General features: G+C 73.5%; 12 protein-coding genes. 9 read left to right on the plus strand and 3 right to left on the minus strand.

The window, feature by feature from the left end; all coding sequences use genetic code 11:
• Positions 1-85: 85 nt before the first annotated feature.
• The gene (paaN, locus tag AB0P17_RS04975; protein ID WP_365807622.1) at positions 86-1,792 is read right to left on the minus strand and encodes a phenylacetic acid degradation protein PaaN; all 1,707 of its coding nucleotides are present in this window, start codon (positions 1,790-1,792) and stop codon (positions 86-88) included.
• A gap of 359 nt (positions 1,793-2,151) precedes the next feature.
• On the opposite strand from paaN, the gene AB0P17_RS04980 reads away from it, so the two are divergent.
• Together AB0P17_RS04980 and AB0P17_RS04985 are read left to right on the plus strand one after the other, a co-directional pair.
• Positions 2,152-3,675, plus strand: coding sequence for a 3-hydroxyacyl-CoA dehydrogenase (locus AB0P17_RS04980; protein WP_365807624.1), 1,524 nt, complete (start codon positions 2,152-2,154; stop codon positions 3,673-3,675).
• Positions 3,672-4,262: a TetR/AcrR family transcriptional regulator gene (locus AB0P17_RS04985; RefSeq protein ID WP_365807626.1), complete on the plus strand. Its 591-nt coding sequence runs from the start codon at positions 3,672-3,674 to the stop codon at positions 4,260-4,262. The genes AB0P17_RS04980 and AB0P17_RS04985 overlap by 4 nt, the downstream gene beginning before the upstream one ends.
• Positions 4,263-4,343: 81 nt before the next feature.
• Here AB0P17_RS04985 and AB0P17_RS04990 read toward each other — a convergent pair whose 3' ends face one another.
• Complete coding sequence (locus tag AB0P17_RS04990; protein ID WP_365807627.1) at positions 4,344-4,850, minus strand: Lrp/AsnC family transcriptional regulator; 507 nt, start codon at positions 4,848-4,850, stop codon at positions 4,344-4,346.
• A gap of 206 nt (positions 4,851-5,056) precedes the next feature.
• On the opposite strand from AB0P17_RS04990, the gene pdhA reads away from it, so the two are divergent.
• The 7 genes from pdhA to AB0P17_RS05025 all read left to right on the plus strand — a co-directional run bounded on the left by pdhA (position 5,057) and on the right by AB0P17_RS05025 (position 13,303).
• Entirely contained in the window at positions 5,057-6,238 is a 1,182-nt protein-coding gene (gene pdhA, locus AB0P17_RS04995; protein ID WP_365807629.1) for a pyruvate dehydrogenase (acetyl-transferring) E1 component subunit alpha, read from the plus strand.
• The gene (locus tag AB0P17_RS05000) at positions 6,235-7,260 is read left to right on the plus strand and encodes an alpha-ketoacid dehydrogenase subunit beta (protein ID WP_365807631.1); all 1,026 of its coding nucleotides are present in this window, start codon (positions 6,235-6,237) and stop codon (positions 7,258-7,260) included. Before pdhA ends, AB0P17_RS05000 begins: the two co-directional genes overlap by 4 nt.
• Positions 7,260-8,768 (plus strand): dihydrolipoamide acetyltransferase family protein, encoded by a 1,509-nt coding sequence (locus AB0P17_RS05005; protein ID WP_365807633.1) that lies wholly within the window; start codon positions 7,260-7,262, stop codon positions 8,766-8,768. Before AB0P17_RS05000 ends, AB0P17_RS05005 begins: the two co-directional genes overlap by 1 nt.
• Positions 8,769-8,837: 69 nt before the next feature.
• Positions 8,838-9,713 (plus strand): NTP transferase domain-containing protein, encoded by an 876-nt coding sequence (locus AB0P17_RS05010; RefSeq protein WP_365807634.1) that lies wholly within the window; start codon positions 8,838-8,840, stop codon positions 9,711-9,713.
• Positions 9,710-11,113, plus strand: a complete 1,404-nt coding sequence (locus tag AB0P17_RS05015) for a molybdopterin molybdotransferase MoeA (RefSeq protein WP_365807635.1) — start codon at positions 9,710-9,712, stop codon at positions 11,111-11,113. The genes AB0P17_RS05010 and AB0P17_RS05015 overlap by 4 nt, the downstream gene beginning before the upstream one ends.
• 20 nt (positions 11,114-11,133) lie before the next feature.
• Positions 11,134-12,189 (plus strand): potassium channel family protein, encoded by a 1,056-nt coding sequence (locus tag AB0P17_RS05020; RefSeq protein WP_365807637.1) that lies wholly within the window; start codon positions 11,134-11,136, stop codon positions 12,187-12,189.
• Positions 12,190-12,322: 133 nt separating this feature from the next.
• Positions 12,323-13,303 (plus strand): NAD(P)H-quinone oxidoreductase, encoded by a 981-nt coding sequence (locus AB0P17_RS05025; RefSeq protein ID WP_365807638.1) that lies wholly within the window; start codon positions 12,323-12,325, stop codon positions 13,301-13,303.
• Positions 13,304-13,392: 89 nt separating this feature from the next.
• Here the strand turns inward: AB0P17_RS05025 and AB0P17_RS05030 are convergent, their stop codons facing one another.
• Positions 13,393-13,935 (minus strand): bacterial proteasome activator family protein, encoded by a 543-nt coding sequence (locus AB0P17_RS05030; protein WP_365807639.1) that lies wholly within the window; start codon positions 13,933-13,935, stop codon positions 13,393-13,395.
• Positions 13,936-13,980: the final 45 nt, after the last annotated feature.

A 13,980-nucleotide genomic window follows, 5' to 3' on the forward strand; every position in this document is an offset into this window, starting at 1 on the left:
GTCTGCCCCGATCGGGCCGGGGCCGCCCCGATCGGGCCGGGACCCGGACGTGCCACCTCAGGTCTCAGGCCTCAGGCCGGCGACCTCAGGCCGGGCGGCGGACCTCCACCGTCCGGAAGCGGTTCGCCACGAACGCCGCGTCGCACAGCGCCGCGTTCGCCGCCGGGTTGCCGCCCGAGCCGTGGAAGTCCGAGAACGCCGCCGTCTGGTTCACGTACACCCCGCCCGTCAGGTTGAGCGAGAGCTGCGCGGACTCGTCCAGGCACACCTCCTCGACCGCGCGCTCCGTCTCCGGGGACGTGGTGTACGCGCCGACCGTCATCGCGCCCTGATGGCGCACCGTGCGCCGCAGCAGCTCCAGCGCGTCCTCCGTCGAGTCCATGGCGACCGCGAAGGACACGGGCCCGAAGCACTCCGTGAGGTACGGCACCTCCTCGCCGCCCTGCCACGCCTTCTCCCAGACCTTGCGGGCGCCGTCGGCCTTCACGATCGCGGGCGTACGGACCACGGCGTCCGGGAAGTCCGGGTGCGCGATCTCCCGCGAGGCCAGCGCGATGTCCCCGAGCCCGTCGGCGCTCTCCAGCCGGGCCTTCACCCCGGGGTTGACCAGCGCGCCCAGCAGCGCGTTGGCCCGGGCGTCGTCGCCCAGCAGCCCGGCCACCGAGGCCGCCAGATCGGCCACCACCTCGTCGTACGCCTTCTCGCCCGCGTCCGTGGTGATGCCGTCGCGGGGGATCAGCAGGTTCTGCGGTGTGGTGCACATCTGGCCGCTGTACAGCGACAGTGAGAAGGCGAGGTTGGAGAGCATCCCCTTGTAGTCGTCCGTGGAGTCCACGACGACCGTGTTGACGCCCGCCTTCTCCGTGTACACCTGCGCCTGGCGCGCGTGGGTCTCCAGCCAGTCGCCGAAGGCCGTCGACCCCGTGTAGTCGATGATCCGGACCTCCGGGCGGACGGCCAGGGTCTTGGCGATGCCCTCGCCGGGCCGCTCCACCGCCAGCGCCACCAGATTCGGGTCGAAGCCCGCCTCGGCGAGCACCTCACGGGCCACCCGTACCGTCAGCGCGAGTGGCAGCACGGCGCGCGGATGCGGCTTGACCAGGACCGGATTGCCGGTGGCGAGGGAGGCGAACAGCCCCGGATAGCCGTTCCACGTGGGGAAGGTGTTGCAGCCGATCAGCAGCGCGACCCCGCGCGGCACGGCGGTGAAGGACTTCCGCAGCTCCAGCGGGTCGCGCTTGCCCTGCGGCTTGGACCAGCCGGCCGAGGCGGGGGTACGCGTCTGCTCCTGGTACGCGTACGCCACCGCCTCCAGGCCGCGGTCCTGGGCGTGCGGGCCGCCCGCCTGGAACGCCATCGTGAACGCCTGGCCGCTCGTGTGCATCACCGCGTGCGCGAACTCGTGGGTCCGCGCGCTGATCCGCGCCAGGATCTCCAGACAGACCAGGGCGCGGGTCTCGGGCCCGGCCTCGCGCCAGGCGCCCATGCCGGCGCGCAGGGCGGGCAGCAGGACGTCCGGGTCCGCGTGCGGATACTCGATCTCCAGGGGCGGCCCGTACGGCGAGACCTCGCCGCCGGTCCAGCCGTCCGTGCCCGGCTGGTCCAGCTCGAAACGGGCTCCGCGCAGCGCCTGGAAGGCGGCGAGCCCGTCGGCGGGGGCGCTGTCGCCGTACGCCTTGGGGTGCTCGGGGTGCGGGGACCAGTAACCGCGGGACCCGACCGTCTCAAGGGCCCGGTCGAGCGTGGGCCGGTGCTTCTCGGCGAGCTGCTGGGGGCTGAGCTGGGCGGCCATCGTGGACCAACTCCTCATCGAGTCATCGAGTCATCGGGCATCGGGTCACCGCGCGTCCCGCGTCGGGCTGTCGAGCGCGCGGGAGGCTGGGCGAGAGGGACGGGGCGAGGGACAGGGACGAGGGACAGGGACGAGGGACAGGGGACAGGGGCAGTGGGACGGGGCGGGAGAGGCGGGCAGGGGGAGCGGGGGGACAAGTACGGGCGGACAGGGTTAGAGTAACCGAACGATCGGTCGGGACAAGGGGATCCGGGCGATCCTGTGGAAAAGCGACGCCGACCCGGCGTGGCGGCGGACCTCGCCCCCGGAGCGCGGTCACCCGACGTCGCGCGCCCACCGACAACAGGAGGATTGCGGCCATGACAGCAATCGGGCCCGGCCGCGTCGTCGCGGTCGTCGGCAGCGGCACGATGGGCCAGGGCATAGCCCAGGTGGCGCTGGTCGCCGGCCACCCCGTGCGGCTCCACGACGCCGTGCCGGGCCGGGCCGAACGGGCCGCCGCCACCATCGCCGGACGCCTGGACCGGCTGGTCGCCAAGGGCCGGCTCGACGCGGCGGCCCGCGACGCCGCGACCGCCCGGCTGTTCCCGGCCGCGGACCTCGCCGAGTTGTCCGACGCCGCGCTCGTGATCGAGGCGGTCCTGGAGGAGCTGTCCGTCAAGCGCGAGCTCTTCGCGGCGCTGGAGGACGTCGTCGCCGAGGACTGCCTGTTCGCCACCAACACCTCCTCCCTCTCCGTCACGGCCGTCGCGGGCGCTCTGCGGCTGCCGGGACGCCTGGTGGGCACGCACTTCTTCAACCCGGCCCCGCTCCTGCCCCTGGTGGAGGTCGTCAGCGGTCACGCCAGTGACCCGGATGCCGTGACGCGCGCGTACGAGACCATGGCGGCCTGGGGGAAGACCCCGGTGCGCTGCGCCGACATGCCGGGCTTCGTCGTCAACCGCGTCGCGCGCCCCTTCTACGCCGAGGCGCTGCGGGTGTACGAGGAGAGGGCCGCCGACCCGGCCACCATCGACGCGGTCCTGCGCGAGTGCGGCGGCTTCCGCATGGGCCCCTTCGAGCTGACCGATCTCATCGGCCAGGACGTCAACGAGGCCGTCACCCACTCGGTGTGGGAATCCTTCTTCCACGACCCGAAGTTCACGCCGTCGCTCGCCCAGCGCCGGCTGGTGGAGTCCGGCCGGCTCGGCCGCAAGACGGGCCGGGGGTGGTTCCCGTACGGCGAGGGCGCCGCCGCGCCCGTACCGCGTACCGAGGAGCCCTGCGAGGCCCCGGAGACGGTCGGCCTCCATGCCCGCCTCGGGCCCGCCGCCGTTCTGCGCGAGATGATCGAGGAAGCGGGCATCAAGGTCACCCGCGACCGCACCCCACACGTCTCCGAGGGGTTCCTCGCCCTGCCCGGCGGCACGATGCTGCGCCTCACCGACGGATCGAGAGCCTCAGGGGATCCCTTCGGTCCGTCCATCCAATTCGACCTGTCGCTGGACTACCGCTCCTGCACGCGCGTCGCCCTCGCGCCCGGCGACGACGTCGACCCGGCGGACCTGCGGGCGGCCATCGGACTCTTCCAGCGGCTCGGCAAGCGGGTCAGCGTCGTCGACGACGTCCCCGGTATGATCGTCGGCCGCACCGTCGCGCTGCTGATCGACTTCGCCTGCGACGCCGCCGCCCGTGGGGTGGCCGGTGCGGAGGACATCGACACCGCCATGAAACTCGGCGTGAACTACCCTGGCGGACCCGGCGAGTGGTGCGACCGGCTCACCTCGGAGTGGGCCCGGTGCTTCCTGTCGACCTTGGACGGGGCGTATCCCGGCGGCCGCTACGCCCCGTCCCCGGCACTGACCCGCCGTGCCGACACCGAAGCGAAGCAGGGGCGTTCATGACCACCGCCAAGCGCGACACCTACACTCCGGAGACCCTGCTGGCCGTGGCGGTCCGGGTCTTCAACGAACGCGGCTACGACGGCACCTCCATGGAGCATCTGTCCAAGGCCGCGGGGATCTCCAAGTCCTCCATATACCACCATGTCGTCGGCAAGGAGGAGCTGCTGCGCCGGGCCGTCAGCCGCGCCCTGGACGGCCTCTTCGGCGTCCTCGACGAGGACGGCGCGACGCACGGGCGGGCCGTCGACCGGGTCGAGCACGTCGTCCGGCGCACGGTCGAGGTACTGATGGCCGAGCTGCCCTACGTGACGCTGCTCCTGCGGGTCAGGGGCAATACGCAGACCGAGCGCTGGGCCATGGAGCGGCGCAGGGAGTTCGACCAGCGGGTCGCCGGTCTGCTCAAGGCCGCCGCCGCGGAGGGGGACCTGCGGGCCGATCTGGACACCAAGCTCGCGACCCGGCTGCTCTTCGGCATGGTCAACTCCCTGGTCGAGTGGTACCGGCCGCACGCGGCCGGCGGCTACGGACGCGACCAGGTCGCGGACGCGGTCGTACGGCTGGCCTTCGACGGCCTGCGCACTTCCTGACGGGCCGCGCCTCTCCGGACGGGCCGCGGACACCGCCCGTCGCCTACAGGGGTGGCACACCGTTACAGGGGTGGCACACGGCTACAGGGGTGGCACACCGCCCCCGCCCGGGTCCAGGTCCGTCTCCTCGAACACCAGCAGCGTGCGCGTGGAGAGCACCTCGGGAATCGCCTGGAGCCTGGTCAGGACCAGCTCGCGCAGCGTCCGGTTGTCCGGGGTGTGCACCAGCAGCAGTACGTCGAAGTCGCCGCTGACCAGTGCGATGTGGGTGGCTCCCGGCAGCTCCTGGAGCTGCTCGCGCACCGTGCGCCAGGAGTTCTGCACGATCTTCAGCGTGAGATAGGCGGAAGCTCCCTGACCGGCCCGTTCGTGGTCGACCCTGGCGCTGAAACCACGGATCACCCCGTCGTCGATCAGCCGGTTGATCCGCGCGTACGCGTTGGCCCGCGAGACATGGACGCGCTCGGCGACCGACCGTATCGAGGCGCGGCCGTCCGTCTGGAGGATGCGCAGGATGTCCCGGTCGATGGCGTCCAGCGGACGCGGTGGCTGCTCCTGCTCGGCGGCCCGTTCCGTGCCGTCGGCCATTTGTTCAGCTCCCCTGTCTCCCGGACTGCCCACCATGGACGGCCTGCGTCCATCCCAGGCTGTGGAGAACCGTTTGTCCACAGGCTGGAGGCGTGTGTAGCCAAAATGGCCCGACGACCGAACAATCGGTAGGGAGGGGGCGCCGCGATCCGGCGTCCGCCCGCTCGCCCCGACGAGCCCGTTCGCCCCGACGAGGAGGTGCACGCGTGAAGAAGAGCAGCACGCCGGTCCAGGAACTGCCCGCCGCCGCGGCCCGTCCACCCGCCCCGCCACCGGCCTGGCAGCCGCGGACCGACCCCGCACCGCTGCTCCCCGACCCCGAGCCGTACCGCGTGCTGGGGACGGACGCCGCGGCGGGGGCCGACCCCGCGCTGCTGCTGCGGCTCTACGCCGAGCTGGTCCGCGGCCGCAGGTACAACGCGCAGGCCACGGCCCTGACCAAGCAGGGCAGGCTCGCCGTCTATCCGTCGAGCACCGGCCAGGAGGCGTGCCAGGTCGCCGCCGCCCTCGCCCTGCGCGAGCAGGACTGGCTCTTCCCCAGCTACCGCGACACCCTCGCCGCCGTGGCGCGCGGGCTCGACCCCGTCCAGGCCCTGACGCTGCTGCGCGGCGACTGGCACACCGGCTACGACCCGCACGAACACCGGATCGCCCCGCTCTCCACGCCGCTCGCCACCCAGCTTCCGCACGCCGTCGGGCTGGCCCACGCGGCCCGGCTCCGGGGGGACGACGTCGTCGCGCTCGCCCTGGTCGGCGACGGCGGCACCAGCGAGGGGGATTTCCACGAGGCGCTGAACTTCGCCGCCGTTTGGCGCGCTCCGGTCGTCTTCCTCGTCCAGAACAACGGCTTCGCGATCTCCGTACCGCTCGCCAAGCAGTCCGCCGCGCCCTCCCTGGCCCACAAGGCCGTCGGGTACGGCATGCCGGGGCGGCTGGTCGACGGGAACGACGCGGTCGCGATGCACAAGGTGCTCGGGGAGGCGCTGGCGCGCGCCCGGCGCGGCGACGGCCCCACGCTGGTCGAGGCGGTGACGTACCGCATCGACGCGCATACGAACGCGGACGACGCGACGCGCTACCGCGGGCGGGAGGAGGTGGAGACCTGGCGCGCGCACGACCCGGTGCGGCTCCTGGAGCGCGAGCTGACGGAACGCGGGGTGCTCGACGAGGACGGCGTCAGGGAAGCAGCCGCCTCCGCCGAGGCGATGGCGGCGCGGCTGCGCGACCGGATGAACGCGGATCCGGTGCTCGACCCCATGGACCTGTTCGCGCACGTCTACGCGGAGCGGACGCCGCAACTGCGCGAGCAGGAGGACCAGCTCCGCGCCGAGCTGGCGGCCTCCGCCGAGCCGGCCGGGGCCTCCGAAGGGGCCGGTGATCCGCGATGACCGACACGCTCACCGAGAAGGCGGCCGTCGCGGCGAAGCCCGCCACCATGGCGCTGGCGCTCCAGCGCGCGCTGCGCGACGCGATGGCCGAGGACCCGTCGGTCCATGTCCTCGGGGAGGACGTGGGCACGCTCGGCGGGGTCTTCCGGATCACCGACGGGCTCGCGGCCGAGTTCGGGGACGAGCGCTGCACGGACACGCCGCTCGCCGAGGCGGGCATCCTGGGGACGGCCGTCGGGATGGCGATGTACGGGCTGCGGCCGGTGGTGGAGATGCAGTTCGACGCCTTCGCCTATCCGTCGTTCGAGCAGCTCGTCAGCCATGTGGCGCGGATGCGCAACCGCACGCGCGGCGCGCTGCCGCTGCCGATCACGGTGCGGGTGCCGTACGGCGGCGGGATCGGCGGGGTCGAGCACCACAGCGACTCCTCCGAGGCGTACTACATGGCCACGCCCGGCCTCCATGTCGTCACGCCCGCGACGGTCGAGGACGCGTACGGACTGCTGCGGGCGGCCATCGCCTCCGACGACCCGGTGGTCTTCCTGGAGCCGAAGCGGCTCTACTGGTCGAAGGCCGCGTGGTCGCCGGAGGCGCCGACCGAGGTCGCGCCGATCGGGCGCGCCGTCGTCCGGCGCCGGGGCTCCAGCGCCACGCTGCTCACGTACGGCCCCTCGGTTCCGGTCTGTCTGGAGGCGGCGGAAGCGGCCCGTGCCGAGGGCTGGGACCTGGAGGTCGTCGACCTGCGCTCGCTGGTGCCGTTCGACGACGGGACGGTGGCGGAATCCGTGCGCCGTACGGGCAGAGCGGTCGTCGTCCACGAGTCCACGGGCTTCGGCGGGCCGGGCGGGGAGATCGCCGCGCGGGTCACCGAGCGCTGTTTCCACCACCTGGAGGCGCCGGTGCTGCGGGTGGCCGGATTCGACATTCCCTATCCGCCGCCCATGCTGGAGAGGCACCATCTTCCGGGAGTGGACCGGGTGCTGGACGCGGTCGCGCGGCTCCAGTGGGAGACGGAGAGCTGATGGCGCAGGTGCTGGAATTCAAACTGCCTGACCTCGGTGAAGGGCTGACCGAGGCGGAGATCGTCCGCTGGCTGGTGTCGGTGGGGGATGTCGTCGCCGTCGATCAGCCGGTCGTCGAGGTCGAGACGGCCAAGGCGATGGTCGAGGTGCCCTGCCCCTACGGCGGTGTGGTGACGGCGCGCTACGGCGAGGAGGGCACGGAGCTGCCCGTCGGGGCGCCGCTGCTGACCGTCGCGGTCGGCGCCTCGGCCCCGGCCGGTGCGTCCACGCCCGCTGCGGCCCCCGCCGCTCCGGATCCGGTGGCCGATTCCGCTCCCACGCGCCCGCCGGCGCAGGACTCCGCCCCGCCCCGGGAGGGCGCGTCGGGGAATGTGCTGGTCGGGTACGGCACGGGCGCGCCGGTGGCCCGCAGGCGCCGGGTCCGGCCGCCCGTCAACGGGGCCCGTACGGCACCGTCCGCCGTCCGGGACGGCGGGGCGGCGGGCGCACCGGGGCCGGTACCCGGGCCGGTCGCCGTGGTCTCTCCCCTGGTGCGCAGGCTCGCCCGTGAGCACGGCCTCGATCTGCGGACGCTCACGGGCTCGGGCCGGGACGGACTGATTCTGCGGTGCGACGTCGAGCGGGCGATCCGGGAAGGCGTTCCCGCGTCGCAGGCGCCGGGGTCCACGGCGGCCACCGCCCCCACCGCGGCCACCGCCTCCACGGTGGGCACGGCTTTCCCGGCGGCACCGCGGCGCCTCGCGCCGGACCGGCCCGCGGGGGCCCGGCCCGGCGGGCCGGCCACGACCGCCGGAACGCGGGTCTCCCCGGCGCCGTCCGGGGCGACGCGGGTGCCGCTGCGGGGCGTACGGGGCGCGGTCGCGGAGAAGCTCACCCGCAGCCGGCACGAGATCCCGGACGCCACCTGCTGGGTCGACGCGGACGCCACGGAGCTGCTGGGCGCCCGGGCGGCGATGAACGCGGCGGGCGGGCCCAAGGTCTCGCTGATCGCGCTGTTCGCCAGGATCTGCACGGCGGCCCTCGCCCGCCATCCCGAGCTGAACTCCACCGTGGACACGGCGGCCCGGGAGATCGTGCTGCTGCCCGAGGTGCATCTCGGCTTCGCCGCACAGACCGACCGCGGGCTGGTCGTCCCCGTCGTACGGGACGCGCACACCCGCTCCGCGGAGTCACTGAGCGCCGAGTTCGCCCGGCTCACGGAGGCGGGCCGGTCCGGCGCGCTGACGCCGCGGGAGCTGACCGGCGGCACCTTCACCCTCAACAACTACGGGGTGTTCGGGGTCGACGGCTCCACCCCGATCATCAACCACCCCGAGGCGGCGATGCTCGGCATCGGGCGGATCGCGGCCAAACCCTGGGTCCACCAGGGCGAGCTGGCGGCGCGTCAGGTCGTGCAGCTCTCGCTCACCTTCGACCATCGGGTCTGCGACGGCGGTACGGCGGGCGGCTTCCTGCGGTACGTGGCGGACTGCGTCGAGCAGCCGGCGGTGCTGCTGCGCGCCTTGTGAGGAGGCCGAGTTCGAAGAACGGGCACCCTCGCGTGCTTCGTACCGGCGATCACGGCACATAATGCAGCCATGACCGCGTATGACGCCATCGTGCTCGCCGGAGGCGCCGCCAGACGGCTCGGCGGGGTCGACAAGCCCGGTGTACGGGTCGGCGGCCGGGCGCTGCTCGACCGGGTGCTCGCCGCCTGCGACGGGGCCGCCGACACCGTGGTCGTGGGCGGCCGGCGGCCGACGGCGCGGCCGGTGCGCTGGGCCCGCGAGGAGCCGCCGGGCGGCGGGCCGCTCGCCGCGCTCGACGCCGGGGTCCGCGGTGTCCGCCCCGATACGGAGACGGTGCTCGTCCTCTCCGCGGACCTGCCGTTCCTCTCCCGGCCCACGGTGCGCCGGCTGGTCGGGGCGCTCGCCACGAGCGGCGCGGAGGGGGCCCTGCTCACCGACGCCGACGGCCGGGACCAGCCGCTGGTCGCGGCGTACCGCGCCGAGCCGCTGCGCCGTGAGATCGCCCTGCTCCGTACCGAGTACGGCAGCCTCGCCGGGCTGCCGCTGCGACTGCTCGCGCAGGAACTCGCACTCGCCCGGGTCGACGCGGGGCCCCTCGACTCCTTCGACTGTGACACCTGGGAGGACATCTCCACGGCCCGGGCCAGGATCAGGGAGCATGGGACCGTGCTGGACGAATGGATCACCGCAGTCAAGGACGAACTCGGCATCGAGCTGGACGTCGACATCTCCGTCCTCCTCGACCTCGCCCGCGACGCCGCGCACGGCGTCGCCCGGCCCGCCGCGCCGCTGACGACCTTCCTGGTCGGCTACGCGGCGGGCAAGGCCGGGGGAGACGGTCCCGAAGCCGTCGCGGAAGCGGTCCGCAAGGCCGAGGCACTGGCCCTGCGCTGGGCGGCCGAGGCCGAGCCGGGGACCGGGGCCGAGGGAGCCGACGCAGGATGACCGCCCATGACCGAGAGGTCGACGGGGCCGAGGGGATCGACGGCATCGACGACGTGCTGGCGCTGGTCGGCCGAGGGCCGGCCGGCGCGGGCGGTGACCGCACCGGTGGCGCCGCGTCCGGGCGGCACCGCGCCGTGGCGTGGCCCGACGCCCGCGCGCTCGCGGCCCGCTCCGGGCGCCCGGCACGGGCCGGGGCTCCGCCGGCCCGCTCCCGCGGGGTCCCCCTCGACCAGGCCCTGGGGCTCGCGCTCGCCGAGCCGCTGACCGCACTCACCGACCTGCCCTCGTTCGACACCTCCGCCATGGACGGCTGGGCGGTCGCCGGGCCGGGCCCCTGGTCCGTACAGAACGGCGGCGGTGTCGGCGACAACAGCAGTGCCGACGCCGATACGGACGAGCACGGCGCCGGCCTGCTCGCCGGGCATGCCACGGCGGCGCGCCTCCCCGACGGGTCGGCCGTACGGATCGCCACCGGCGCCCGTATCCCCCCTGACGCGACCGCCGTGATCCGCAGGGAACACGCCCGTACCGACCGTGCCGGACACCTCCATGCCGAGCGCCCGGTGACCCAGGGCCAGGACATCCGGCCGCGCGGCCAGGAGTGCCGTTCCGGCGAGCGCCTGCTGCCTGCCGGTTTCGTGATCACCCCCGCCGTGCTGGGGCTCGCGGCGGCCGCAGGATACGACGAACTGCCCATCGTCCCGCGCCCCCGCGTCGAGGTACTGGTCCTCGGCGACGAACTGCTCGCCGAGGGTCTCCCCCGCGACGGACTGATCCGCGATGCCCTCGGCCCGCTGATCGCGCCCTGGCTCCGCGCCCTCGGCGCCGAGGTCATCGCCACCCGCCGGCTCGGCGACGACGCCGAGGCCCTGCGCCGCGCCGTCTCCGGGTCCACGGCGGATCTCGTCGTCACCACGGGCGGCACGGCGGCGGGACCGGTCGACCATGTCCATACGGTGCTGCGGCAGTCGGGCGCCGAACTGCTGGTGGACGGGGTCGCCGTACGCCCCGGCCACCCCATGGTGCTGGCCCGGCGGGCCCCCGGGAAGCTGTTCATCGGACTGCCGGGCAACCCGCTCGCCGCGGTCTCCGGGCTGCTGACGCTCGCCGAGCCCGTGCTGTGCGCGCTGGCGGGACGGGCGAGCCGGACGCCGTACCACGTACCGGTGAGGGACGCGGTGCACGGACATCCGTCCGACACCAGGCTCGTCCCTTTCGTCCACCGCGACGAGGGGCTCGTACCGTTGCGATTCAACGGACCGGCCATGCTGCGCGGTATCGCCGCCGCGGACGGGCTCGCGGTGGTGAAGCCCGGTGGCGCGCGGCCGGGCGACGATCTGGAAGTGCTCGACCTGCCGTGGAACGCCACGGCATCGGTCGACGGAGGGTGTTTCACGTGAAACTTCCCGGCCAGGATGCGATGGCCAGGCGCGCGGACGAGCATGTGGTCGCCGCACGGGTGAGGCTGCCGCGCCGCACGGCCGTACGGCCGCTGCTACAGGTCAGTCGACGGCTGCTGATGGCGCTGTTCGTCCTCGCGCTGACGGTCTTCATCGTCTACATCGACAAGGAGGGCTACCACGACAACGCGGACGACTCCGTCGACTTCCTCGACGCCGTCTACTACGCGACCGTCACGCTCTCCACCACGGGGTACGGCGACATCGTCCCGTACAGCGACAGCGCGCGGCTGGTGAATGTCCTGCTCGTGACCCCGCTGCGGGTCCTCTTTCTCATCATTCTGGTCGGAACCACTCTTGAGGTCCTCACGGAGCGCACCCGCGAGGAGTGGCGGCTGAACCGCTGGAGGTCCAACTTGCGCGACCACACCGTCATCGTCGGCTACGGAACCAAGGGGCGCTCGGCGATACAGACCCTCTGCGCCACGGGTCTGAAGAAGGAACAGATCGTCATCGTCGACCCGTCGAACAAGGTGATCGAGGCGGCCAACGCCGAGGGGTTCGTCGGCATCGTCGGCGACGCGACCCGGAGCGATGTGCTGCTGCGGGCCGAACTCCAGCGCGCCCGACAGATCGTGATCGCCACTCAGCGCGACGACACGGCGGTGCTGGTCGCCCTCACCGCCCGGCAGCTCAACCGGGGTGCGAAGATCGTCGCCGCGGTGCGCGAGGAGGAGAACGCGCCGCTGCTGCGGCAGTCCGGCGCGGACGCCGTGATCACCAGCGCGAGCGCGGCGGGCCGGCTGCTCGGACTCTCCGTGCTCAGCCCCAGCGCCGGCACGGTGATGGAGGACCTGATCCAGCAGGGCAGCGGCCTCGACCTCATAGAACGCCCGGTGATAAAGGCCGAGGTGGGGCGGAGCGTACGGGAGACGGACGACCTGGTGGTGAGCGTGCTGCGCGGGCACCGGCTCCTCGGGTACGACGACCCGGCCGCGAGCCCGCTCCAGCTCACGGACCGGCTGATCACCATCGTCCGGGCCACGAGCCCCGCGGAGTCCGGCCTGAGCGACTGACCTGACGGGCCGCCAGGGCGGCCTGCCCGACAGCTGACCAGCCCGACCCGCCTGATTGGCCATCAGACGGAGCCGGCCGACCGCGCGGCCGACCTGGCCTCTCCGCGTGACCCGCAGGAGTAGCCTCGCGGCCATGCATGCGATCACGATTCCGGAACCCGGTGGCCCCGACGCGCTCGTATGGGCCGAGGTGCCCGATCCCGTACCCGGTGAGGGCGAGGTGCTCGTCGAGGTGGTGGCGAGCGCCGTCAATCGCGCCGATCTGTTGCAGCGCCAGGGCTTCTACGATCCCCCGCCCGGCGCCTCCCCCTACCCCGGCCTGGAGTGCGCGGGCCGGATCACGGCGCTGGGGCCCGGCGTCGCGGGGTGGGCCGTCGGGGACGAGGTGTGTGCGCTGCTGGCCGGCGGCGGCTACGCCGAGCGGGTCGCCGTACCGTCGGGGCAGCTCCTGCCCGTGCCGGAAGGGCTGGACCTGGCCACCGCCGCGGCGCTGCCCGAGGTCACCGCGACGGTCTGGTCCAACGTCTTCATGATTTCCCATCTGCGGCCGGGCGAGACGGTGCTCCTGCACGGCGGCGCCAGTGGGATCGGCACGATGGCGATCCAGCTCGCCAAGGCCGTGGGCGCGCGGGTCGCCGTCACGGCGGGCGGACCCGACAAGCTGGCGCGCTGCGCCGAGCTGGGGGCGGACATCCTGATCGACTACCGCGAGCAGGACTTCGTCGAGGAGATCCGCAAGGCCACGGACGGCGCGGGAGCGGACGTCATCCTCGACATCGTCGGCGCGAAGTACCTGGAGCGGAACGTGAAGGCGCTGGCCGTGAACGGCCGGCTCGCGGTGATCGGCCTCCAGGGCGGCGCGAAGGGCGAACTCAATCTCGGAGCCCTGCTGAGCAAGCGCGCCGCCGTCACCGCGACCTCGCTGCGGGCCCGCCCCCTGGCGGAGAAGGCGTCCATCGTGGCGGCCGCCCGGGAGCACGTCTGGCCGCTGATCGCGGCCGGACAGGTCCGGCCGATCGTGGACCGGACGTTCCCGATGGAGCAGGCCGCCGACGCGCACCGCGCGCTGGAGAGCGGCACACACATCGGAAAGGTGCTGCTCCTCACCTCCTGAGCCGCCCGGTCCCGGTCCTCACGGTGTGGTCCGGCGCGCGGCACACGCGCCGGACCACACCCACAAACCGCGGCCGGCTGCCGAAAGCTTTACAGGTACGGGCCCGAGCGGATCGCGCCATGGCCCGGCTCGCCCTCTTCCTCCGGGACGGAGCCGGGCGGCAGAGCGCGCCGCATCGATTCCAGCTGGGCCCTGGCCGCCATCTGCTGGGCGAACAGCGCCGTCTGGATCCCGTGGAAGAGCCCCTCCAGCCACCCCACCAGCTGGGCCTGCGCGATGCGCAGCTCCGCCTCGGAGGGGATCGCCTCGTCGGTGAAGGGGAGCGAGAGCCGCTCCAGCTCCTCCACCAGTTCGGGGGCGAGCCCGTCCTCCAGCTCCTTCACAGAGCCGGCGTGGATCTCCTTGAGGCGCACCCGGCTCGCCTCGTCCAGGGGAGCCGCCCGCACCTCCTCCAGAAGCTGCTTGATCATGCTGCCGATGCGCATGACCTTCGCGGGCTGTTCCACCATCTCCGTCACCGGGATCTCACGCGCCTCGGCGTCGGCCCCGCCGCCGCCGAGCGCCATCCCGTCCTGTCCGACCACCAGGACATGGGGGCTCTCCTGCGACCGTTCGTTCCTCGGCATCTCCATGCGGCCCATTGTCTCGCACAAGTGCGTCATCACGCGGCGTGCCCC

It is taken from the genome of Streptomyces sp. NPDC088124 (genome assembly GCF_040685895.1).
Classification (GTDB): Bacteria; Actinomycetota; Actinomycetes; order Streptomycetales; family Streptomycetaceae; genus Streptomyces.